This window comes from Flavobacterium sp. ABG, from assembly GCF_001027725.1.
In the GTDB taxonomy this organism is placed as follows: Bacteria; Bacteroidota; Bacteroidia; order Flavobacteriales; family Flavobacteriaceae; genus Flavobacterium; species Flavobacterium cupriresistens.
On the sequence record NZ_LEKS01000002.1, the window covers coordinates 178,499 to 203,824 of the forward strand.

A 25,326-nucleotide genomic window follows, 5' to 3' on the forward strand; every position below is an offset into this window, starting at 1 on the left:
CTTATTATTCATTTGTTTTGTCTTTTGCATCATTAACAGTTTTTAATGTAGCGGCCTTTGCCGTATTTTCTAAAGTTTTTGCTGTTTGTTCTATTAGTTTTGTTGAAAACTTCTTAACCTTATTATTTACATCACGAGTTACTCGTCCGCCGCTTGCTCTAATAACTTTTTTAATTGTTTTAGCGATTGTACCTTTATTGATATCAGCTTTTGAAAGCAATTTAACTCCTTTCGTTCCTACCCCTTTAGCAAGACCATTTACAGTGGCATCAATAGCTATATTTTTAATAATATTTCTAGGGTTCTTATCCACTTTTGCTTCAAAGCCTCCTTTATCATTTGTTTTAATTTCGACAACATTATTAACCACTAAAACAGCACTTTTAACCGCTATTTTCTTTATTACACTTCCACCTGACGTAAGTCCACCCTCAACGGCAGAAAGCGCTATGGAGGATAAATTTATGTTTTTAGTAAATGCATCCATCCCTCTTTTACCCTGAGCATAATTTGAAGCAACTTGAATACCATAGTCAACAGCAGCTCCTAAAACGGCTCCTAATATAGGGTTTTCCCCATCAGGATCATTAAATTTTACTGGCGATTGATAACAATAAACATAAGAAGAAAGATTTTGAGGATTAAAAACGGTAGACGATTGATTCTCTTCATCTGCTTCAAAAAAGTCTTCTCTTAAAGTCAAGGGATCCACAGACAACCACATACTGGTTTTCATGTCCAGGTATCTGGCTCCGTAATAAGATAAGTTTGTTTCTCTGTCTAATTCCTTTCCATTAAATAAATAAGGAGAAGAAAATGACGAATTATGCTCCTCAAACAGTATTTCACCAAAAGCAACATATTCGACATGTTGACTTACACTACCGTTTTTAACAGTAATGTATGACGTACTTCCTAAATGATCGGGATGAAAATAAAAAATATCATTTTCAGGCAAACCAATTCCGGTAAAACCTTGACCTGCTTTAACTGTTGTTGGTTCAATTGGCGGACCAAACTGTACGGGTGGTCCCGGTACATCACCCGGTGCGTTGAAAATTGGATTTCTCGGCCAGCCTTCCGGTGGTTCCTGATTTTCCTCTACTGGTTTAAGAACTTCACTTGGATATGGGTCACCGGTAAATTCAGGTGTTCCATAAATCCCATGTTGTGTTGGTGGCCCGGGAGGCACGCCTAAACTTTTTACATAAGCATCCAAAGCTTTTTGCTGTTCAGCAGTTCGCTTCGTATAGTTTATACCTCCGGCTGTTATACCTAATGGTTGTGCAAACGCACCATTACCCAGCTTACTTACTATACGTCGCATACTCTCATAATAATGCTTCGTAAATTTCCCTTTGCTGATTACGAAATAAGGGCTTACATAACCCGTGTAATCATCCGAATGAACTATCGTTGCAGCAGTTTGACCATTAATGGCTATGTTTTGACTGTCACCACTACTCTTTATTACACGCTCTCCATTTGAATCATAAGTATATTGATGTATTCGTCCGTTATCATTAATTCCCATCAAATGATTTTCTTCATCCCATGTCATTTTTCTGAAACTCTGAGATTCAGAATAACTCGTTGGGTTTCCGTTACCATCATAAACATATTCTCTTGGTTCAGTCTTTCCTGCTTCTACAATTTTATTAGGAGCGTTAGGATGAAGTTCATTATCATAATTATAATCTAAAACATAACCTTTTTGCTCATTGTTCACGATATGTACCAAATCTTTTTTGGTAATATTATGCATTTTATTATAGCTCATATTCAGCTCATACTGTGCTTTAACAAATTCTCCCTGATAGGTTGCTTTCGCTGATTTTAGCCTGTAAAATCCATCATATTGATATTCGTGCAAAGCTGTACCTCCAAGAGTATTGTTTACAATAGGCGCAACATTTTTTATGCTTAATACATTACCCTCTAAATCATAACTATACGAATTGTCAAACACTTGTCGCGAACCACTTTTGACCTGTAACTGCTGTAATCTGCGCATGGACGAATCGTAAGTATAGTTCGTTTCTGTATTATTTCCATATTTTAAGTACTTACGCTGTTCAAATTCATCGTACGACAATTGTTTTATATAATCATATACATGACTTTCTTTTTTACCTTGCATACTTTGCAGGTTTCCAGCACGATTATAGGTGTAATCAACTACTTCTCCATCCGGGTAAGTCATTTTTTGCATACGATTCCAAGTATCATATTCAAACTGCGAAATATAGGTTTGTACATCTGTAGGAGTAATACGAAGTGTACGAATTTCTTTTTCGATTTCACCTAGTTTTCCGTAAAAAAACTCTTGTCCCCCACTTGCATCCTGAACAAACCATAACCTTCCTCTGCGGGATGCAGTTCCGTCAGCTTTACCGAAATTATACTGTACATTATTCTGTGGATTTTTAGGGTATTTTATACTTTCAAGTCGGTTAAAATTGTATTCATATTGTATCGCACCACCATTTGGAACTGTATTTTTAATATCCTGTGTAATTCGGGAAGTCATGTTTCCTGCCAAATCGTATTTTGTCGTTGTTGTTCCAGCGTCCGGATTTATATACTCAACGCGTCTCCCCAACCAATCATAGCTACTTTTAGTAACATGATCCATTGCATCAGTTACTTTTACAGTTTCACCCAACGCATTTGTCTCAAACTTAGTCAGCAAATCATTGTGCTGACTAGCAATATTTTCTCCCTTAGCATCGGTAAAGGTTTGAATAGTGTTATTTAAGGCATCCGTCTGTGTGGCACGTAAAACTGGCAAACCATCAATGTTATCTAAAGCAAAACTCGTTGTATTATAACTTCCATCCGGTAAGGTTTCTTTAACGGGACGTCCCATTTCATCATAGTCCGTTTTAGTCGGCATTATATTTGAAACCCCTGTACTAAAATTGTTATCTATTACACTCGTCGTTGTTGGATAAAAACTCGCTGTCGGACGTCCTAAACCATCGTAAATAATTTTACCTGATATAATTTGTGCTTCTTGATCAGGACTGCCGGATTGTGTAAATAAACTTGCTGTTTTTTTAACTTGCAAAGCCCGTCCTAACCCGTCTGTATAACTGTAAGTTTCAATATCTTTATCCAATTCAGGATCATAATTTCTTGTTTTAGAATATGGTACCTTTGCCTCCGGAAAATATTCGTAAAAAATCGTATACGGTTTTCCACTGGCAATTTCATAAGAGCCACGAACCAATTCCGTACGACCTTTGGCGTCAAGCTTATATTCTGTACTCTGATCATTACGATCAGTCGTTTTTAATAGATCTCCAAAACGATAATCATATTCCATTGTATTATGATATCCAAAAGCATCTTTTATTTCGGTTAGAAAACTATGATTTTCAGCATCATATGTATAATCGAGTGTCATACGTTGCCCTTTGTGGTTTTCTGGCCCCGTTATTTTCTGAAGATTCCCATATGCATCGTAGATAAAATCAGTAATTGCGATCTTATCCGCTGCGCTGTAATTTCTAATTTGGGTAACGTCAGCTGTTGTCGCTTTTATTTCTGTTACTCTTTTACGACGTAATCCTTCAATAGTATATACTTCTAATTGTTTTGCAATTCCACTGTAATAAGGTGTCGTACTCTCATGATAAGTAATTTTAGCGGTAACCTTATCATCTGCACTACCATTCCCTAAATCTTCATATTGCGTAATGTTTCCTTTAGCATCATAAGTATTAAAAAGGTTAGTTTCCAGATACTCACTTCCTCCTTCATACGATTTTTGATTGGTATGTATCAATCCAACAAAAATACGTTTGGCATCGCACACCGGTAAATTCAAGTCAGAAACCGAAACACTTGCCTGTGTAGCCACATCTATAAAACTATATTCGTTTTCTGATTCCTGACGTGTTTTATTATTTTTGTCAATCTTAGCACTATATCTTAGAAGATTCTTTCTGAAATAATCCTGATTGTAAAATTCTTCAATAAAAGTTGAAAAAACTGAATTATCGGCTGCATCAATTTGCTCCTGAATTATTTTTCCGAAACCATAAAATTCTCTTTCACGACGATCAAAATAACCATTTTCATATCTGAACTTAGTAATCGAATGATCAATACCATCACCAATATGTCCATCAAAAATATCAACGGATTGCAAAACCCATTTAGACGCAGGATTTTCATATGTTGGCTTTAATAACTCATATTCGACCACATAGCTGTTTCCGGCCGCGTTGGTAACGCTTTTTAATTTGTTGGTTCTTTTTATGTTTGAAAGACGTACAATTAAATTATTCTGATCTTTTGACACAATGTAATCTATGTTGCCATCCCCATCGACATCAGAAAATGAAGCTTCGGAACGAGATGTACTGGCTCCAAAACTACCACCGATACTTGGTGTTAATTTCATAACAATAATTGGTGGAACCAACGGAATGTCATAAGAAACACCAATACTGGCTCCGTAACTAACGGATTTATTTCTTGACATCGCCGAATATTTTGGATAAGTAATAGGGGCACCAAAATAATTACCCATATTCAATTCAACCAAAACATCATTGTCGCGATAGGTAATTTTGTCTGCTAATCCGTCTGAGTTTACATCCATAAAGGTATTTGTCCCGTCAGAAACAGAACTTCCGTAATTCAAACCACCGGAGAAAGAACCATTATAGATGCTATATCCTAAATTGGCACTAAAATCCTTTGACTTTCCTTTATTGATAAAATTAAGATTCGTCCAGTTTTCTTCGGGTAAAAAGCCATATCCGGTGTTTAAAGACACTCTTCCGTCAGCTATAATTTTATCTGCCAGTCCATCACCGTTTACGTCTGAAAATACCTGCTCGGAATGGTCTTCTCCTTTTCCTATGTTACCACCTAAGGAAACGGATTTTCCTCCTTTTTCGGCATCTCCGGAGGCTCCTGTTTGCATGTAATTTTTTGTAACAGCCGCTTTACTGACACTTAACTGTAGTGAATTTGCAGGTGAACCATGACTATAACTACCGGACAAACTGCCTCCCTGAGCTGTATTTTCGGAGTGGCTAAAATCACCTATCGCAGCTTTATTTCCTGTAAGTCCTCCTGTAGGCGAGGTAAACTGCACCTGACCGTCCCTGATATAATCGGGGAAACCATCACCGTTAAAATCACTCATAGTCTGCACCACATACGAGTCTCCTTTAGAAGTACTCAAACCTCCTCCAACAGGGCCTGCACTGGCACCGGCAGCAAAACTTTTACTTTTGCTTTCGGTAATCATATCAAATGCTGCGGTCGCCCCTCCTGCTAAATTGTTTGGAGGCAACGAAAAATCGACATACTCCGCTATATCGTCTTCTCCTAAACGGGAACTTCCAATAAATTCATTTTGAATAAAAGATGCTTTTTCTGCACCAAATACTATATTTTCGGAATAAATCTGGGTAGACTGCGTGAAATAATCTTTGAAACTTTCAAAGCCCGGAGGCATCGCATCTGGGTTCAGATTGTTTAAATCCGGAAAATTGTTTGGGTCTACACTATTGGTCTGCGGTTTTAATCTCGTCTGGTCAATTGTAGTACCGGCAAGATTTCCATTTACAATAAAACTTCCCCAATTTCGGTACAATAACCCTAAAGTAATGGCTTCCGATGGCAGGTTACTGTAAATTGAAAACTCAGTTGTAGTGTCATTCCAAACCACAGGTAGTAATGGATCTGTGACCGCATCAACCATATTATAAGCAATTTGTAGCGCATTATTTTTAGGATAAGCTCTGACAATATCTGTTAAAGTTGGATCGCTTACATAGAGTTCCAATTCAATTGGGAGGTCTTTTTTAGCCTCTGCATAGACGTACGTCCCATCAAAAACGGAAGTCGTTTCTACCAATGTTCCATTGACAACATTAAACGTTTTTCTAGCCACTAAATTAGTGCCCTGTTTGGCAGAAATTACTAGTCTACCATTGTATCTTGAAGCGGCAGGACCTGCAATTAACTGGTAAGCTGCCGGATTTACAGATAGATTTAATCTACCGTTAATAGTAGGTTTCTTTCCTGTTATAATATAGTTTCCATCAATTTTATTATAAAACGAATGCGAGATCTCTACCTTTTTAATATTGTCTTCGGGTCTTGTTCCTGCTACTCCGGGAATCGTAACGGTTGGATTAACCACCAATGCTTTCAAATCAATATTCGTAACCGTCTCAATCCTCATTCGCACAAAAGCATTGTCTTCAGCAATAGCAAAACTAAGTGTCGCTAAATCTAAAGTAACAATTTCTGAAGCTAAAAATCTCTTTTCGTACAACACCGTTTCGTTTACCGAACCCACTACCGTTTTAACCACTTTTAAAGTAACGTGATCTGATGTCAGCGGTTTTTTAAATTGCCCTGAAAAACGAATCAATCCGGCTTTTGGAACTATTATCGGATTGGATGAACTTACAAAAAAGTCTTTCGAAGCCTGATAGGTTTTTAAAGACAATAAATTTGCATCTGTAACAGTAGTAACATCAATCAATTTATTTCTTACAATCCCGCTCTCGTTATAATAATCGATTGCTTTGGTATATTCTATTTTTGGATCCCAAACCACTTTATCATAGTTACCATCCTTTATAGAACTTACTCTAAAATACAAACGTTCTCCTTTTTGAACGGACAAAGTTGTAGCCGGTTTTATTTTTAATGTATAATCATCAGCTCCAATAACCTGATCCCATATCAAATTGTTGTTTTTTTGAAAATACAAATGCACACCATCTGCTTTCCCCTGTCCGTCACGCGTTTTATACTGTTGACGTTCTACGGAAAGATCTTCTAGTAAGGCAAAACTTTGGGTCACAGTAATTTCTCCCGTTGCCGGAGCCTGCCATACTCTTACCACATCATGCAAAGGATTTTTATCTAATAATTCCTGTAATTCCTGAGTACGATCCGGAGTCGTTATAATTAGATTTCCATCACCCGAAACAGGCGAAGGAGTTCCTGAACTGTTGGGTAGAAAATGAGGTACACCATTGATAATACGGTTGTAATATACTTTCCCGCCATCTGCAAAATCTACCAGTCCATCCCCGTTAAAGTCCATAAAGTAACTTTGGGTTTTATTGGTCGAGCGCTGTTCGTCATAACCGACATTTACAGAAGCCGATCCAAAACCTACGGTCGCGTCAACTCCCCAACTGAATGTTTTTGATTTCGTAAAACCTAAATTCCCCAGGTTCTCAATACGAATCGCTTCTCCAAAGGCATTCTGCCCTGAACCGTATAAGTTTTTTCGATAATAAACATCATTACCAATCTTAAAAATTTTATCTGGAAATGAATCTCCGTCTAAGTCTTGTAAAACGACAGAAACGTCTGATGATCCCCAGCTATTTCCTCCGTGTGGTCCTATCGTGTTCGATTTAAAAGTCCCTAAAGTAGGAAGTCCTATACCTATTCTGTAATTGATTCCGGTTGAAGTTCCATTGGTACTTCCGGCTAAAGTATGATTGCTTTCAAAGTCTTTAATTCCTGTGAATCCCTGTTTGATATTATCACTTGGAACACTCCATACCTGCTCGGGTCCAAAAGGATTGTATTTACCTGAAGTCTCTCGTACATCATCAAAATAATCCAGCGTATTCGTGTAGAATAATTTCGATTCTGAATCGTATTCTGCAACCGATTTCAGTAAGGTTTTCTTAAAAGCCCCTTCTTTATAATTCAGTTCATATCTGCGAATCATTTGGTTTTTATAGCGAACTTCTATCTTTCGCAACAACTGATTGTTTGTTTGTTTAAAACCAAGTCTGGCCGAAACCTGAACATCGGGTCTGTTTACTTCTCCTAAATCGCTATTTTTAATGAAAGAGACACTGTAATTTCCTTTTTCTGATCCAAAACCGGTGTAATAGACATTTTTAAGATACAGCTCTCCGTCTTTTTTATCGTACTCATAGCTTACCGAGTTTCCTTTTAAATCGACTTGGAAACAAAGTGCCCAATGACCAATATTTCCCGAAGCGTCCTGCAATACTGCATTTGTTGCCAGACCGGATGCATTTCCACCGTAATAACTGGCGACACCGCTTTTGTCTCTTACCACCCAATAATAATCTTTAGTCGAAGATCCTTTTCTGATAATCTGCTGGAAAGCGCCTTCTCTTCTTGGATAAAACTGTTTGTCTGCTGTTCTGCCTACCCAGGTCGCTCTATGTGAATTAGGGATTAACTGTTCGCCCGCAATCGCATAACTTTCTGTTTCGTTTTGAGCATCATAACGTGGTGCCCCCCAACGAGTTTCTATACTTACTGCAGGAGCCGAAACATCCCAACCCGTTCCTGCCCAACTGTGCCCGCCATCACTATCATACTGCAAATTAAACGAAGGCTGCATACCCCCTCTTCCACTTGGTAAAACAATACTAAAACCAGTACTCATCGTTCCTCTTCCGTTTGCTGAAGGTGGTGCGATCGATTGAATTCCAACTAGCGGACTTGCTGCTTTTAAATCTTTTATACTTGTTGGTGTATACCCTGAAGTTTCAGGAGATTCGGGCATTTTTATAATTCCGGCAATAAAATCCGTGAAATGTGTTGTTTTCGCAGTGATAATTCCTCTTTTAATGTCTAACGAATCTTTGCTTACTTCTTGCCAAAGACGTTTGTTTTCATCAAAATAAAAGACATTGATATCTTTCTCCGTATAACCTTCCGGAATTGCTTTTTTATCAAATGGAAGTGATAAACGTACCGCTTTTTCGAAAAGAGTTCCGTGCGGCAATAATCTAAATCCGGCATTTGCTCCCGTAACGTTAACCATTGCGGAGTTTAAAGGTGCAATATCAATTTTACGCAAGCCTCTTACCGACACCTGAACATCTGATTTTAATGCTCCTAATGGGAAAACTGCAAAAAAATCTTTATACGAAAGGGTATTAGCCGTTTTAAAATCAATGGTCTTAGAAAAACTTTCTTTAGCATTTTCAAGCGGTCTGAAACTAGCTACTTTTAAGAAATCATTGATTTTTAATTTTTCAGTGCTACCAACTCCTGTTGTGGTTTCTTTATAAACCGTAACATATTGATCCGAATTTAAATCATTACGATCCAAAATCAATTCAAACTCCGGCTGATTGACATTAACAGCAATACCATCAATACTCAATTTGCTAATATGCGAAGGAAAATTAGTTCCTTTGATATACAATTTATCATCCGATTTCAATAAAGTATACGTACTCGAAAGTTTCAAAGGACGATATACAATTTGTACGTTTTTAACTTTATAATTATTCGAAGTTCCTTCGGGAGCGGTGAACAATATTACGTTATCTCCTTGTCTCAAAGACTTTTCTGAAAGCAATTCTGATTGTAAACTCCAACTCGTATTCTTAGACAAAAATTGTCCCCCGATACTTGCCTGATTATTTAAACTTCTCGAGATCGAAGCTGACTGATCGTAACCGTATAATTCATACTCCAAATAAGCATTTTCATAAACAGTAGGCATCTCGTTTATCGCAAGATGAAAAACATTATCGTAGGCATCATCCGTATCCGATTCGTCTTTTACCCCAATAAAACCTTCTTTGATATCGGCATCAAATACTTTTATTTTATTAGCTGCTTTTGGAGCTGTATCAATTGAATCTGTTACTGGAACTTTACTTTCGTTTTCATTTTCAAAAAGATCTTGTGCAAACGAAGAAACTACAGGATAGTTCTTAAAATTCACTGCAAACAAAAAGGAGCTTACTAAAAGGACAAGAATTATAATTTTATTTTTCATATAGTAATCGACTGGGAGCAATCGTTTATTTTATTTATTCGTATAAAATATTTAAATTTTAAGCGGTCAGATTATCGCACAATAACTTTAAAAGTCTTTGTTCCGAAATCTGAATTAACGGTAACGAGATACATTCCTGATGAAGCTTTAATCACATCATCGTAAATGTAATTTTCAATCTGAGAAAACTGCTTTTGTTGTACCAAAGTACCCGTTGGGCTATAAATACTAACCGTGGCATTTGTTTTTGTGGCAAACTGCATGGCAATAGTAAAATGACCGTCAACAGTAGGATTAGGATATAAAATCAATACACTTGAGTCTGTATTTTCCTTTCCATCTGTCGCAATTGCAATTTTACTTGACGTTTTACATTCCTGCTCATTAGATAATCTTAACTCATAATTACCCGGCTGATCTACGAGAATTTTAGGATTATTATCGATAAAATTACCCTCGTAATACCATTCATATTCATAATTCCCGGTTGGCAAACCAAGACTTGCGTCCAGCGTTAAAGCGTTTCCGTTTGTTAATTGATATTCTGGTTTTAAGTTGGGTACTGTACCTTGTTTGTCTGCCACAAAAACAGTTTCCGAATATAAATTTCCTTTGGCATCTCTTACGATATAATCATAATTCCCCGAAGAAAGTTTCACTCCGTTGCTGCTTTTTGCTGTTTGGCTCCATTGTTTTAAAATGGTTTCAGTTCCTTGTTTTTTAACGGTTACTGTGAAGGGGCCTTCTCCACCTTCAATCGTATAATTTAATTCTCCTGAAGCATTTACACCACAATTTGCCTGCGTAATCCAAACACGACTGAACATTTGAGGCGCTATTTTCAAAGTAAATTTAACACTGCCTGATTTTTGCTGATCCCAGTTAAAATCTTTTAGTACCAATTTTTCTTTACTCGATGTGCTTCCTAATTTAATGTACTCGGAATTATTCTCCTCATAAGTTCCTTTTCCCGAATGATCTACCAACAACCAGTAATAAGTGTCTTTAGGTAAAGTACCTTTGATAAATTTTGGATCAAAAGTCCAATCCAGGCTTAGATCTGAAGTACCTGTGAAATCCAGTTGCCATTGTCTGTCAACACCCACTGGCTCTCCTTGTTCTTGCTTTTTTACGAGAAGATTTTTTGCATTATCACTCCAAAAAACAAAATAATCATTTGGGATTTTGTTCGTTTTACTTTTAAGTTCCATGGTCAATAAACCTTCTTCGGCCATATTACTGCTTTTTAGCTGCAGCAATCCACTGACATCGTCTCGCCCTACTGCCGTAATCGAAGACTGAAATCCTTTGTGTTTATCATTGTCCCAAATAGTCATCCCCGAACTGTTGAGATAGTTTTTGATTTCAAACTGTGACAGTGAAATACCGTATTTAACCGCGAGATAACTCGCTACTTTCTGAGTTTCAACACCTGATAAAACACGGTTATAAACCAAAATTTCGCTTATGTTTCCGTTGAATTCTTCGGGTGGTAATTTTTCAAATTTAGATTTTAAACCAATAGTCAGCGAAGAAGGTTTCGCAACAGTGTCGGTTATGTTTTGCTGGAAAAAATGAATATTCGCCTTTTGAAGTTTGACTTTTTCATTGTACGACCTGTAACTGTATTTTTTCAAATCAACAAGGCGTTTATTTGTTGCAACAGAAACCGTTTTTTTAGTATCATTTATCGTCCATAAAAGTTGTTCTTTCAAACTGTCTTTTACTTTATAAACCATAAATACGGTTTGCTTTTTTTTGCTGTTAACGCCCAAAGGCAGGACTAAAGAATCCTGAGCGGTATCAAAAATAATACTGGGGTTAAAATTAAAAGCCGTTCCTTTCTGCGTATTTGTTGGAACTTTTGCTTCTGTTTTAGTAAGGCTTTCCCAATAATAAGCGTCGTTATTGGCTCTTGATTTTATCCAAAAAAAAGGTTCCTGAACATTGCCGGGTACGCTTTTTTGTTGTGCAAAAACCAAACTACCTGCTGTTGTGCACAGCAGCATTAGCAGTAAAAAAATCTTCTTATTCATATCTCCTGATTTTCAAGATGATCGTTTATTAAAAATTACCCAGGTCATCAAAATCAAATGAATATCCAATAATCAATGAAATACTGTTCATTTTATTTTTGTTTTCACTGTAACGATGGCCATTTTCTTCGGTAGTTAAAGCATCCGTAAGTCCTAAAGTATAACGGGCACCAACAGACAAATTCGAACTGAATTCGTATCCTGCAGACAACATTCCGTAAAAATAATTCTTACCGGTAAGGGACTCTTTCAGTACTTTCTGTACATTGGCGTCCGGCTCAAAATAAACACCTGAATTACCAAATACTTGCTGAGCGTTAGAAGTATATTTAATATTATTGCTGTCCAGATTAAAACCTATATAAGGCCCGACACCAACATAAAAACCTTCAATCGGATAATATTTAAAAGACGCTCCAACGTTTATATAACTGTATCCAAAAGTCATTTTGTATTGAAGTCCTTTATTATCTCTATAATTTAAATCTGTCCCCTGCATGGAATAAGAAACTTCGGTCTGAATAGCCACATTGGCATACGGGTATTTCCAATTAATTACAAATCCCGTTGTTGCACCAAACTTTCCTTCTTCCTCCAGCGAATATCCCTGATAAATTCCTTTGGGTACTATCACATCAGGAAGATTAGACATTTTAGAATAAATTCCACCTGCAAAAAAGCCATACGTAATCTCTCTGTCGCCTTGCGCAAACAAAGATTTTGTGCTTACTAAAAGAAGAAGCAAAATAAATTTTTTCATTTTTTTAATTGAAATTACCATTGATGAAAACTATAACCTAAAGAGAAACAAAAGACACTGCTCTTGTTTTGATTTTCGATAAACTGAAAAGAGGAAGCATTACTGTTTACTACATCTTTTACACCTAAATAATAGCGCATATCAAAATGTATACTTTTATGCAATTCATACCCAACCGCAAAACACAGCGAAAAGTCATCCGCTCCGTTAAGACCGTCCTGGTAAAACTGTCTTGTCGCAACATCGTACATTCCTCCGGCTTCATTCGAAGTATAAGTAACATTATTAGGAGATAAACTAATGCCATAAAAAGCACCAAAACCCAGATTTAATCCTTCGTAAGGATAAACTTTATACAAAGCACCAATTTCTAAATAAGAGTAATTGAGTCCTAATTCAAATTCTTTTCCTACTGCATCGCGATAAGAAACTTTCTCACCGGATTGTCTGAACAGAATCTCCGGTTGTATGGCAACGCGGGTATCATGAAGTTTGAAATTTAAGAAAAAGCCACCTTCTAAACCGTAAGTGCCTTTACTTTGCATAACGCTGTTGTCAAATGTATTGTCTCTGCCTTTTATGCTTTCCGGCAGATTACTGATTTTAGAATGTAGTGCGCCAAATTTTAAACCGTAGGTTATATTGGACTCATTTTGACTGTAAAGGGCTGTAGTAAAAAAACAAAAAAAAATTGATACGTATTGTATTACTTTCATGCAAAAAATTTTTGCGAATATATGTATTAATAATAGAATACCCGATCAAAATAATCGACAAACAACAAATTAATCTGTCAAAAGGAGTCTTTTTCCCGTCAAACAACCAAAAACTGGTACAATAGAGATCCGTAAATAAAAGGCTAGAAAAGATAACGTAATAAAAAACTTTCAAAAAAAATACCGTAGAAAATTTTTACATTTAACAGTATTATGAGCGTACAAATTTTCAATTCAGCAGACCCGTAAAATAGTTTCCTTAAATATACTCATTTTAGAAGATTGTACATTATTAGACGCATTCAATCAGAACACTTAGACCTGCAAAACATTATTAGCGTTGATGATCCAAAATAATCAGAATTAAATAAGTAACTTAGTTATTTAGTAACTTTTTAAAATCAAATAATAACTTAACTCAGAGCGATGGTATATGATGGAAAAAATGGAGAGTACTTTGAACTACAAAAAATCGATAGTCACAATAGCAATTTTTTAAAAAACACAAAAACACAAACCCTGCTTCTTATTTGGTTTACATCTGATCAAAACAAACTTACAATAGATGGAATACCTTATACTTTTGAAAAAAATGAAATCGTCTTTCTAACGGAATTTCACAGACTTGAGTATGACAATGTCAAGACCATTAATTTACTGAGATTCAACAAATCATTCTACTGCGTTTTAGATCATGACAGCGAAATTGGATGCAAAGGAATCTTATATTATGGAGCAGCGGCAAAATTACCCATCATAAAAATTAATGAAATACCATTAGATATAATGCAAACGGCGTGGAAAATGGCTACTTTGGAATTTGAAATGAAAGACAGTCTTCAGCTCGAGATGTTGCAAATGATGCTTAAACGAATATTGATTACCTGCACCAGAGTTTACAAAATGCAATCCCTGAGCAGCATTACGGGTACAGAACAAAATGATTTGATACGGAATTTCAATTTCCTGGTAGAGACTAATTTCAGAAGCAAACATACTGTTGCGGATTATGCTTCCCTTATTTACAAATCCCCGAAAACAATCTCCAATACGTTTAAGAAACTGGGAACAAAATCGCCCCTCAAATTCATTCAGGAACGCATCATGCTCGAAGCACGCCGTTTAATTTCTTATACCGATAAAGACATTTCTGAAATTGCTTATGAATTAGGTTTTAATGACATTCAGACCTTTAGTCGTTTTTTCAAAAAGAACGAAAAAATAGCCCCCATACAATATCGCAAAAAAAATACGCTTTGAATTTGTTTAAAAGTAATAAAACTATGATCGGACTAGGAATGGCAGCCATTGGCAGGCCTCACTATATCAATATTAAAAACAATTCCATTTCAGATAGGAATTTTGATTTGGCAGTTTTTAAAACGCAAGGAAAACATTTTTTAACCGAAGCTTACCAAGCCGGAATCAGACATTTTGATACCGCACCCAGTTATGGCGTTGCAGAAGAAATACTATCAGAATGGATTGCTGAATTCCAGCCAAAAGACATCATCATTTCAAGTAAATGGGGATACACTTATGTTGCCAATTTTGACAAAAATGCAATAGTACACGAAGTAAAAAATCATACACTTGAAACGCTGGAAAGACAATCGAAAACTACTTTCGGAAGATTAAAAAACATTCAAATTTACCAAATTCACTCAGCCACATTAGAAAGCGGTGTTTTGGAAAACCAAGAAGTATTAGAAAAATTACACCAAATTAAAAAAGAACGAAACATCGAAATTGGCCTTTCTACAAGTGGTGCAAATCAAAATGAAATCATTAAAAAAGCCCTTCAAATAAAATGCAATAACGAAGCACTATTTGATGTTTTTCAGGTTACTTACAACCTCTTAGAGCAAAATCTTTTAAAATTAAAAGAAGAACTAAAGTTCAAAAAGGTAATTATAAAAGAAGCAATGGCTAATGGCCGTATCTTTTTAGACAAAAATGACGGCCTCCAAATTTACCAAAACCTAGCAACTAAGTATAATGTAGGTATTGATGCGATCGCCCTTCAATTTGTAATCGCTACACTCAATCCATACTCTGTACTTAGCGGTGTAACACAACCGGATCAATTGAACGAAAATCTTAAAGCAAACTCTTTTTCTTTAGAAGATCATGAAATCGAACTTCTAAAAACCGTAAAACAAACGCCTGAAGACTATTGGGAAGATCGAAAAAAACTGAGTTGGCAATAAAGTTTGCTTTCCACAAAAACAAAGAGGGAAAAATTGCCAATTGATAAGGACAACCAGTCTACTAATTAGGTCTTGTTTTGAACGAACTTTGCACTCTAAAAAACAAATAGATATGAGCAATACAGAAAAAACAAGCCCAAAAGCAGCTGAATTACGAGTAAACTATTGGATTGACGGAGACGGAAATAAAACAGCTCCGATTCGGTTAAAGGATCACAAAGGAAAATTTAAAATAATCTACGGATTCCAAAACTGGTGTCCGGGTTGTCATTCTATTGGATTGCCTTCTTTAAAAAAAATGGTTGATGCTTTGCAAGAAGATAAAAATGTTGTCTTTTTTGCCGTCCAGACTGTTTTTGAAGGTTTTGATGAAAACACAGCCGACAAACTTCGTGAAAACCAACTAAAATACGATCTAAATATCCCGTTTGGACACGATGACGGCTCTGATTATGGGGAAAAAAGAGCGACAGTTATGACGGATTTTCAAACCGGAGGAACACCTTGGTTTTTATTGATTGATGAAGAAGATACAGTTGTTTTTTCAGATTTTCACATCAACGTAGAAGGCGCAATTGCTTTTCTAAAATCAAGAAAAAAATAGTAAAGTCAGAACAGCTAACTAAAAACGATATTAAAAGAAACGAATACCAACAGATTAAATTAACGCGTAATGAAACTTAAAATAGGATTTGGAGGCGGATGTCATTGGTGTACGGAAGCTGTTTTTCAAACTTTAATTGGTGTAGAATTGGTCGAGCAAGGCTGGATTGAATCTGTCGAGCCTCAGGATTATTGGTCAGAAGCCGTGATCGTTCATTTTGACACTGATTTAATTTCACTTAAAACATTAATCGAGATCCATCTTCTTACACATGCCAGCACTTCAAATCACAGTATGCGAAGCAAATACAGAAGTGCTATTTACCATTTTAATGAGCAACAAAAAGAGGAAAGTTTAAACTTCGTTTCTGAATTACAAATCGAAAACACAGAAAAGTACATTACACAAATTTTGCCTTTTGCACAATTTAAAATAAACAAAGACGAATTTTTGAACTACTATAAAACTCGAAAAGAAGCGCCATTTTGTGAAACTTACATTCGTCCGAAACTAAATTTATTGTTCCAAAAATACAGCAAATACACCCTTAAAGACTAAAAAGGAAAAATAAACAAATTTGCAGGAAATCGGGTCTACAAGTAACGCTTTCTTTCGTCCTAACTTTGTACTCTAAATCATAGATATGAGCCATTTAGTAAAAATAGACAAAGAACAATTCGTCAAGGACCAATCACGGTATTCTTTAGTAAAAGGTACCACTGAGGGAGCACCTATATGTCCGTACGGCAATCACTACAAATGGGTTGGTTACGATCACGAAACCAAAACTTTTGTTCGATTTACAAAATCAGTATTCTTGAATTTCGTAAATGAAGTTAAAAACGAATATTAAATTATACTACAAAAAACAGTAAAAAAGAACCATTAGAAAGGAGTAGTTCATTACAATTTTAATTTTTTAAATAAAACCTATAACAACTCAAAGTGTACAATTTATTAACACACCTTAAATAAAGCATCACTTTCAAAACTATGTTTCTATGTGTTAAAACGAATTACATCCAACAAGTTATAACTTTAAAAAAAACATCATGCTAAACTGGAACGATATTATAAAATACGCCAATCACGGAAATCCAACTCCTCCAAAAAGAGTAGAAAAAACGCCTGAGGAATGGAGTAAATTACTAACCGAAGAAGAATTCCGCATTACACGACTAAAAGGTACAGAAAGAGCCCACAGCTCTGACATGTGCAGTTTTTTTGAACCTGGGAAATACGCTTGCAAATGTTGCAACACTCCTCTTTTTGATTCGAGTGAAAAATTCGAAAGCGGAACAGGTTGGCCCTCTTTTACACAACCTGTTGCTATAGAAAACGTTGCTTATATCAAAGACGTAACATTTGGAATGGTACGTGTAGAAATTACCTGCAACATTTGCGATTCTCATTTGGGTCATGTTTTCCCCGATGGTCCAGCACCTAGTGGACTTAGATATTGCACGAATGCAGTTTCACTAGTAAAAACAGAAAACATTTAATACTACTCAGGAAAATCTTGAGTACTTATCAATTTAAAAAAAACAGCTATGAGTGATATAAAAAAATAGTATTTGGTGGAGGATGTTTTTGGTGTACAGAAGCCATTTTCTCTGAGGTTGAAGGAGTCATTGCCGTTAAAAGCGGCTATAGCGGAGGAGCAACAATAAATCCTACCTACCGTGAAGTATGCGATGGTAGAACTGGACACGCAGAAGTTGTTGAAATTACTTATGATGCCCAAAAAGTTCCATTAGCTCTATTATTGGTTATTCACCTAACAACACATAACCCAACCACGCTAAACAAACAAGGTGCTGATCACGGAACACAATACCGCAGTATTATTTTTTACAAAAATGATGCTGAAAAACAAATCGCCGAAAATGCCATAAAAGAAGTACAGGAAGCTTTTGATGACCTGATTGTTACAGAAGTAAAACCAATCGAAGAGTTTTATATTGCAGAAGTTTCACATCAGGAATATTACAAAAACAATCCCAATGCCGGTTATTGTCAGGCGGTAATTGCACCCAAACTTGCCAAGTTTAGAATGTTATACCAACAGATTAAAAAAGTTAATTAATCAAAAAAAGCGAATTTCCTTAAAAAGAAGTTCGCTTTTTTTATTCATTTCTATGAGTAAAGTTCTTATTTCACTTTTAATTGATTATAAAAAAATAAGACAAATATACAATTAAAGCAATTATATTGCTCATTATTACCAGCACGAGATCGGGAAACTTCACCTACACTCACGCATTTTTAAGAAACAGTTCAACGGACTAAAGCATAATATATATTCCCCTTACCTCTATTCAAGATAGCTAAATAATATAAAATTAAATGAGGAGCAATAATTTTCAAAATCTGCTATCTTACTACTCAAATTTAAACCTGAATTATAACAAATAAGTAATGCAAAATAAAGTTGGAAAACCAAATCCTAAGTTCTATTTTAATCTACCCAGCACTTTTATTTATTAGAACATTCTATATATCCTTCTCTTTGAATTGAATTTTGACACCAAGTATACATTGGGACAATATAGGAGTCAGGACGCCTTTTAATAGCCTTAACTCTTATATCATTGGCAATATCCCTATCCTCAGTAATCGCAATAGTTCGATAAACTCCTTGCCTGTAGTAAATAACCGTATTTTTAATAGAATAATTCCGCCCAAAAATCTTACATTCCTCTTGCGCCTGTGCAAGTGTAGTATCAGCCCCAAGTATTACTCCCCAAGAATTACTACTATTAACTGCTTTTTGGGCATTTTCCACAAGAATAGCATTAGCCGAAATAGTTTTTTTTAAAGATTTCTGAATCAAATTCGATTCTTTTTCAATCTCACCGTTTTTCATTTGAACTTTTTCAATCTTTTTCTTCAAATCAATATTGTCCGTTAATTTTTTTGCTTCGTTTAATACTTTCGATACACTGTCCAATTGTTTACGCATCACACCTATCGATCCTTGAGCTTCTTTCAATGCAATGTCGGACTTAGTAATACCTTTTTTCCATTTCATTCCAATAATACTTCCTTCTTCAAAGCCTGCTCTAATTATTATATCATTAACCGTTTCAGGGCATAATACTAAGGCAAGAAAAACTATTAGAAGAACAAAATCCCTTAATAATGCAGCTAAATCTTTTCCTATTATAACAAAACGCGAAAAGAATAATGACTTACTTTCAGTTTTTACATTTTCCATAATTATTGTTTTTTAGTTTAAAGTCTGAATTAGTATTCTAACAAACCTTAGTCAAGAGAAAAGAACATTTCTTATAAAATTAGTCATTAAATCACTTCTACCATCAAGTACAAATACCTGTTTACCAATTTATTACAAATAAAATAAAAACAGATCAAATCTAAAAATTACAAGAAAGTCAAAAATTAAATACCCAAAAAAACCAAAGCTGACAGGTTTCAAAAACCTGTCAGCTTTAATTCAATACGAAACTTTTTGTGTGATTTACTTCATCTATTCGCTTTCAATCAGATCTCCTCCGTTAAAAGAACAAACGGAGCAACTACCCTTTTTAATCTTTGCGGCTTCGCGACTTTGCGAGATTTTTGTTTTTCCACAACTTTTGATCCTTTAATTCAATACGGAAATTCCAGTTCTACCGAAACGTATAAAAACAAAAAAGCCACTCGATGGAGTGGCTTTTGGTGAACGCAGAAGGATTCGAACCTTCGACCGCCTGCTTAGAAGGCAGGTGCTCTATCCAGCTGAGCTATGCGTCCATAATTTCAATTTTCTAACCTTCTGTTTAGAAGGAAGTTGCTTGATCTGCAACGATATTAACAAAAAAACCACTCTGTCGAGTGGTTTTGAATGTGAACGCAGAAGGATTCGAACCTTCGACCGCCTGCTTAGAAGGCAGGTGCTCTATCCAGCTGAGCTATGCGTCCATTATCTAATTGTAGTCGGGGTGGCAGGATTCGAACCTGCGGCCTCCTGCTCCCAAAGCAGGCGCGATAACCGGGCTACGCTACACCCCGAGGCAAAATTTAAGCGGAGAGACAGGGACTCGAACCCTGGCGACGGTTACCCGTCGACAGATTAGCAATCTGCTCCATTACCGCTCTGGCACCTCTCCAAGCTCAAGGAAACGTGTCCTGTTTTGCGGTGGCAAAGGTATGACAACATTAGATATCTCACAAGTATTTTGACGCTTTTTTTTGTTTTTTTTTGATCTTTTTTTCAAAACACTTAACAATCAAATGAATAGAATTAACAAAAATTTCATCTTAAATTTAAAATTCAATCCAATTCACTCAAAATTTGAATTTGTATAAATAAAGATTAAATTTGCTTGATTAACTAATATCACACAGAAAATGAACAAAAGAGTTGTTATCGTTTCTGCCGTTAGAACACCTATCGGAAGTTTCATGGGAGGTTTATCGACCGTACCCGCACCAAAACTAGGGGCTGCCGCTATAAAAGGAGCTCTTCAAAAAATTAACCTGGACCCAAAATTAGTTGATGAAGTTTTCATGGGCAATGTAGTACAAGCCGGAGTTGGACAAGCGCCAGCACGTCAAGCTGCACTTTTTGCCGGTTTATCTGAAAACGTTGCTTGTACAACTATAAACAAAGTTTGTGCTTCGGGAATGAAGGCCGTTATGTTCGCTGCTCAGGCAATTGCTTGTGGTGATGCCGAAATCGTAGTTGCCGGAGGAATGGAAAACATGAGTTTGATTCCACATTACGTGCAAATGCGTAACGGAAACAAATTTGGTACTGCCACAATGCTGGACGGAATGCAAAAAGATGGTTTGACTGATGCTTACGATAACAACGCAATGGGAGTTTGCGCTGACTTATGTGCATCAGAATACAAAATCACACGTGAAGATCAGGACAATTATGCCATTCAATCTTACGAAAGAAGTGCAAAAGCCTGGGATGCCGGAAAATTTGATGCTGAAATTGTACCCGTAGAAGTACCACAAAGACGTGGAGAACCGGTTATCGTTTCTAAAGATGAAGAATATACCAATGTAAAATTGGACAAAATACCTTCTCTAAGCGCTGTTTTTACTAAAGACGGAACTGTTACTGCTGCCAATGCTTCAACGATCAATGACGGAGCTGCTGCATTAGTTTTAATGTCGGAAGAAAAAGCAATCGCACTTGGATTAAAACCACTTGCTTTCATCAAAGGGTATGCAGATGCGGCTCAGGAGCCAAAATGGTTTACTACAAGCCCTGCAAAAGCATTACCGAAAGCATTAGACAAAGCTGGAATTGCAATTGGCGATGTTGATTATTTCGAATTCAACGAGGCTTTTGCTGTTGTTGGTCTAGCCAACTCACAAATCCTTGGACTTGATAACGATAAAGTAAACGTAAATGGTGGTGCTGTTTCATTAGGACATCCACTAGGTTGTTCGGGAGCCCGAATTATTGTAACTTTATTGAATGTCTTAGAACAAAATAACGCTAAAACCGGAGCTGCAGCAATTTGCAACGGTGGTGGTGGTGCTTCGGCTATTGTTATCGAAAGAGCTTAAAAACATATTACATTAGGAGTTATTTGCAACCAAAATAACTCCTAATTTTCAACTTATAAAAGACCTTAAATGTTCGGAATTTGCAATCTAGCTATAGTACCCGTTCGATCTGAACCAAGTGACAGAAGTGAAATCGTCACACAACTTTTATTTGGTGAGCACCTCGAAATATTAGAACGTCAAAATCAATGGGCCCGAATAAGAATTCAATTTGATGACTACGAAGGCTGGGTCGATTCAAAACAGTATCAGGTTATTTCTGAAGCTAATTTCAATCAATTAAGTAATGAAGCCATTATTCTAAATGCCGATCTGATTGATTATATTACTACTCCTGATACCAATTTATTGCTACCAATTCCGCTTGGAGCTTCTTTGTCTTTTCTGAATAACAGTGAAATCAACACGAGTAATTTTGATTTTGAAGGCACCAAAACAAGTGGCATAAAACCCAAAAGCGCTTTAATAAGTACTGCTTTTATGTACCTCAACGCTCCTTATCTTTGGGGTGGAAAAACTCCGTTTGGCATTGATTGCTCGGGATTTACACAAATGGTATACAAACTTAATGGCTACAAAATACATCGCGATGCTTCACAACAGGCTCTTGATGGCGAACCTTTGAGTTTTATTGAAGAAAGTGAAGTCGGTGATCTGGCCTTTTTCGATAATGACGAAGGAAATATCACTCATGTAGGCATCATTATGGAGAACAATTACATAATTCACGCCAGTGGAAAAGTACGTATTGATCGCTTAGACCATTTAGGGATTTACAATCCGGAAACCAACAAACACACGCATAAACTTAGGGTTATTAAGAAGATTATATAATTTTTTCTTTTGCCACGAATTTCACCAATTACCACATTTTTTTTTGCCACTGATTAAAAGGATTTCCAGAGATTATTTAATTATTTTAATCCTTTTGTTTTTTACGCAGATTCACTTAGCCTGTTTGCTATACTCAAACTGCTTTTTTTATTGTCTTCCGCGAAAATCCGCAAAATCCGTAAAATCTGCGTGCTATTTTATTTTACTAACATCCCGCAAAAGTTAGCAACTCTTTGTCAAAGTCACAAACGTACTTTCTTGAAATCTGTGGTAAAAAGACCTCTGTTTTATTTAAAAATTAGCCCCATACTCCATCCTTTACACGAGTAAAAATTAAGAAATATTCAAGTAAACTATAGGCCTATCAAAAAATAATTTACTCTTTTCACTATTGACAAACAACATTTTACAACAATCATAATCGCAAGAACAACAAAATTGTTGTATATTTACAGCAAATTAGTTGCGTCATGAAAAATGTAAAGCAAAAAACAGAACCTTTCGATACTAAAAGAAGTATTCAAAATGCCTCGGGGAAAGTAATATCAATAAAAAGATCTACTTTAAACTCTGACGGTAAAGAATACAGCTGGAGCAATAAACTTGAGCGCGTTGCTGTTATAAGATCCGGCATTCCGTATGATTCAATTGAAGTCATCAGCAGAAGATTAAACAATCCTGTAAAATCGGTTTTGACGATTGTGGGAATTCCTCAAACTACTTACAATAAGAAGAAAAGCGAACACCTTCTTCTGGACAGCAGAGATAGCGAATTAGTCATTCTGATAAACGAATTAATAGATTACGGCCTGGAGGTTTTCAACAACGAAGAAGAGAAATTTCAACGTTGGCTAAAAAAACCCAACCTGTCCATTGGCGGAAATGTTCCTGAAAACATGCTCGATACCGTAACTGGAATTAACGAGGTGAAATTCAGCCTAAACCGATTAGAATTTGGAAATTTAGCCTGATGGTAGTATTCAGAATTGAACGGGAAAAATACCTGGACGCAACTTTAAAAGGAATCGGAGCCTCAATGTGCGAAGGGTATCGCTGGAACAGTCTAAATACAAAAATGGTTTATACTGCCGAAAGCAGGGCTTTAGCAACACTTGAAGTCTCTGTTCATTTGGATTTAAGCGAGGACTTACCTACTGATCGTTTTTATGTAGAAATCGAAATACCGGACGAAATTACAATTCAAGAAGTACACATAGAAGACTTACCTGTGAACTGGGACTCTAAACCACCAATTTCGGTAACTCAAATCATAGGGGATGATTTTATAAATTATGATGAGGCTGCAGTTTTAAAAGTACCTAGCAGCATTGTGCCTATGGAGTATAACTACTTAATAAACCCAAATCATAGCGACACACTAAAAATCAAAGTTTTAAGCACTACCAGAATGGCTTTTGATTCCCGATTTAAAAGCAAGTAGTTTTTTTTGCCACAGATTATGATTTAGTTTATTCAATAGCAATACAAAGAAAAGACAAACACGAATTACACTAATTTTCACGAATTAATCTTTAAAATTCTTGGTATCGATTTTTTGCCACTGATTAAAGGATTAAAATGATTTAGCTTAACTTATTCAACGGCAATACAAAGAAAAGATAAACACGAATTACACTAATTTTCACGAATTAATCTTTAAAATTCTTGTGGCGATTTTTTGCCGCTGATTAAAGGATTAAAATGATTTCTCTTAACTTACTCAACGACAATACAAAGAAAAGTTAGCCACGAATTACACGGATTCTTACGAATTAATCTTTAAAATTCTTGGTGCAATTTTTTGCCACTGATTAAAGGATTAAAATGATTTAGCCAATTTCAAGAACACACAAAAATTAGTGTAAATTCGTGTAATTCGTGTCAAAAAAAACTCCCTAATTCTTATGTTTCTAAGCTACCAACTCTTTCTTAAATCTGAGATCAAAAACTTTTTCAAGCACTGATACGAATCGTTTTTCTGTATTCTGAAGGGCTATTTCCTCTATGTTTTTTGAAGAATTTATTGAAATGGCTTTCATCTGTAAAACCAAATTCATAGGCGATTTCATTGATTCGTTTTTCACTGAACTGTAAACGGTGTTCAATCAATTTCGTTTTATAATTGCTGATGTATTGCTGCATCGTTTCGTTAGCATGTTTTTTGAAATAACGGCCTAAATAGGTATTTGAGATTCCGAAATGCGCACTGATTGACTCGGCTTTTATTTTCTCCGGATAATAAATGTTATTCTGAATATATTGCAGGATATCCATTGCCTTGGCTTCACAACCAATATTAACCTGCTCGGGAAGATATTTGGCAATATTTCTCGCTACAATAATAATCAGCGTATTTATCAATTGCTGAATCAACTCCTGATTGTAAACGTCTTTATCCTGATGTTCTCTGCAAATCGCTTCTATCATTACTTTTACCAAACACGCATCTGACTCGTTTTTTAAAATACAACCCGGTTGATGATTGGCGTTTTGAAGAATATATTCCAATCGCTGAATGTTCTCGCTCTGTAAACTCGAATTCTTTAAATAAATATCGTTGAATCTCAAAAAGAAAAACTTTGTTGTCGTCTTAATCGTAAAATTATGACAGTCCTCAGGTGTCAACAGAAACAAATGTCCACCATCATATTCAAAAATAGTTTTGTTAATGCATTGCGAGCCGGTTCCATCTAAAACATACACCAATTCAAAAAAATTATGACGGTCCCCAACATCCGGATATTCGTCCAGCGTTTCAAATGAAACGGTAAATGGTTCGTATAAATTTTCTTTTTTCATTGTACAGCAAATTTAATTCAGTTTGCAAATATACCTAAAAAACACAAATATGTACAAATT

17 protein-coding genes and 4 tRNA genes are annotated in these 25,326 nt (G+C 35.9%); 11 read left to right on the forward strand and 10 right to left on the reverse strand.

Going from position 1 to position 25,326, the window contains the following annotated elements; genetic code table 11:
* Positions 1-4: 4 nt before the first annotated feature.
* The 4 genes from AB674_RS02125 to AB674_RS02140 form a co-directional block, all read right to left on the reverse strand.
* The gene (locus AB674_RS02125) at positions 5-9,775 is read right to left on the reverse strand and encodes a SpvB/TcaC N-terminal domain-containing protein (protein WP_053004178.1); all 9,771 of its coding nucleotides are present in this window, start codon (positions 9,773-9,775) and stop codon (positions 5-7) included.
* A 71-nt stretch (positions 9,776-9,846) separates the two neighbouring features.
* A complete protein-coding gene (locus AB674_RS02130) occupies positions 9,847-11,811 on the reverse strand; it encodes a T9SS type A sorting domain-containing protein (protein ID WP_047773458.1) in 1,965 nt (654 codons plus the stop codon).
* 28 nt (positions 11,812-11,839) lie between these two features.
* Positions 11,840-12,571, reverse strand: a complete 732-nt coding sequence (locus AB674_RS02135) for an outer membrane beta-barrel protein (RefSeq protein WP_047773767.1) — start codon at positions 12,569-12,571, stop codon at positions 11,840-11,842.
* A 14-nt stretch (positions 12,572-12,585) separates the two neighbouring features.
* Entirely contained in the window at positions 12,586-13,287 is a 702-nt protein-coding gene (locus AB674_RS02140) for an outer membrane beta-barrel protein (RefSeq protein ID WP_047773459.1), read from the reverse strand.
* Between the two features lie 426 nt (positions 13,288-13,713).
* Here AB674_RS02140 and AB674_RS02145 point away from each other — a divergent pair, with 426 nt between their 5' ends.
* The 7 genes from AB674_RS02145 to msrA all read left to right on the forward strand — a co-directional run bounded on the left by AB674_RS02145 (position 13,714) and on the right by msrA (position 18,187).
* Positions 13,714-14,547: an AraC family transcriptional regulator gene (locus AB674_RS02145; RefSeq protein WP_047773461.1), complete on the forward strand. Its 834-nt coding sequence runs from the start codon at positions 13,714-13,716 to the stop codon at positions 14,545-14,547.
* A 23-nt stretch (positions 14,548-14,570) separates the two neighbouring features.
* The gene (locus AB674_RS02150; protein WP_047773463.1) at positions 14,571-15,497 is read left to right on the forward strand and encodes an aldo/keto reductase; all 927 of its coding nucleotides are present in this window, start codon (positions 14,571-14,573) and stop codon (positions 15,495-15,497) included.
* Positions 15,498-15,609: 112 nt separating this feature from the next.
* Positions 15,610-16,101, forward strand: coding sequence for a peroxiredoxin family protein (locus AB674_RS02155; RefSeq protein WP_047773464.1), 492 nt, complete (start codon positions 15,610-15,612; stop codon positions 16,099-16,101).
* Positions 16,102-16,170: 69 nt separating this feature from the next.
* Positions 16,171-16,659: a peptide-methionine (S)-S-oxide reductase gene (locus AB674_RS02160; RefSeq protein ID WP_047773466.1), complete on the forward strand. Its 489-nt coding sequence runs from the start codon at positions 16,171-16,173 to the stop codon at positions 16,657-16,659.
* An 85-nt stretch (positions 16,660-16,744) separates the two neighbouring features.
* A complete protein-coding gene (locus AB674_RS02165) occupies positions 16,745-16,954 on the forward strand; it encodes a hypothetical protein (protein ID WP_047773468.1) in 210 nt (69 codons plus the stop codon).
* A gap of 199 nt (positions 16,955-17,153) precedes the next feature.
* On the forward strand, positions 17,154-17,603 hold the full coding sequence (gene msrB, locus AB674_RS02170; RefSeq protein WP_047773469.1) for a peptide-methionine (R)-S-oxide reductase MsrB: 450 nt from the start codon (positions 17,154-17,156) through the stop codon (positions 17,601-17,603).
* A gap of 104 nt (positions 17,604-17,707) precedes the next feature.
* Positions 17,708-18,187, forward strand: coding sequence for a peptide-methionine (S)-S-oxide reductase MsrA (gene msrA / locus AB674_RS02175; RefSeq protein WP_316931875.1), 480 nt, complete (start codon positions 17,708-17,710; stop codon positions 18,185-18,187).
* Positions 18,188-18,577: 390 nt separating this feature from the next.
* On the opposite strand, the gene AB674_RS02180 is transcribed toward msrA, so the two are convergent.
* The 5 genes from AB674_RS02180 to AB674_RS02200 form a co-directional block, all read right to left on the reverse strand.
* Positions 18,578-19,318 (reverse strand): hypothetical protein, encoded by a 741-nt coding sequence (locus tag AB674_RS02180; protein ID WP_047773472.1) that lies wholly within the window; start codon positions 19,316-19,318, stop codon positions 18,578-18,580.
* Between the two features lie 462 nt (positions 19,319-19,780).
* Positions 19,781-19,857, reverse strand: a tRNA-Arg gene (locus AB674_RS02185).
* A 94-nt stretch (positions 19,858-19,951) separates the two neighbouring features.
* Positions 19,952-20,025: transfer RNA gene (locus AB674_RS02190), tRNA-Arg, on the reverse strand.
* Between the two features lie 15 nt (positions 20,026-20,040).
* Positions 20,041-20,115, reverse strand: a tRNA-Pro gene (locus AB674_RS02195).
* Positions 20,116-20,129: 14 nt separating this feature from the next.
* Positions 20,130-20,213, reverse strand: a tRNA-Ser gene (locus tag AB674_RS02200).
* Positions 20,214-20,454: 241 nt separating this feature from the next.
* On the opposite strand from AB674_RS02200, the gene AB674_RS02205 reads away from it, so the two are divergent.
* The 4 genes from AB674_RS02205 to AB674_RS02220 all read left to right on the forward strand — a co-directional run bounded on the left by AB674_RS02205 (position 20,455) and on the right by AB674_RS02220 (position 23,908).
* The gene (locus tag AB674_RS02205) at positions 20,455-21,633 is read left to right on the forward strand and encodes an acetyl-CoA C-acyltransferase (protein ID WP_047773473.1); all 1,179 of its coding nucleotides are present in this window, start codon (positions 20,455-20,457) and stop codon (positions 21,631-21,633) included.
* A 69-nt stretch (positions 21,634-21,702) separates the two neighbouring features.
* Positions 21,703-22,467: a C40 family peptidase gene (locus tag AB674_RS02210; protein ID WP_047773475.1), complete on the forward strand. Its 765-nt coding sequence runs from the start codon at positions 21,703-21,705 to the stop codon at positions 22,465-22,467.
* A gap of 470 nt (positions 22,468-22,937) precedes the next feature.
* Entirely contained in the window at positions 22,938-23,438 is a 501-nt protein-coding gene (locus tag AB674_RS02215; protein WP_047773476.1) for an antitoxin Xre/MbcA/ParS toxin-binding domain-containing protein, read from the forward strand.
* Positions 23,438-23,908, forward strand: a complete 471-nt coding sequence (locus AB674_RS02220; RefSeq protein WP_047773477.1) for an RES family NAD+ phosphorylase — start codon at positions 23,438-23,440, stop codon at positions 23,906-23,908. The genes AB674_RS02215 and AB674_RS02220 overlap by 1 nt, the downstream gene beginning before the upstream one ends.
* A gap of 512 nt (positions 23,909-24,420) precedes the next feature.
* Here AB674_RS02220 and AB674_RS02225 read toward each other — a convergent pair.
* Positions 24,421-25,266, reverse strand: a complete 846-nt coding sequence (locus tag AB674_RS02225) for an AraC family transcriptional regulator (protein ID WP_047773479.1) — start codon at positions 25,264-25,266, stop codon at positions 24,421-24,423.
* Between the last annotated feature and the right edge of the window lie 60 nt (positions 25,267-25,326).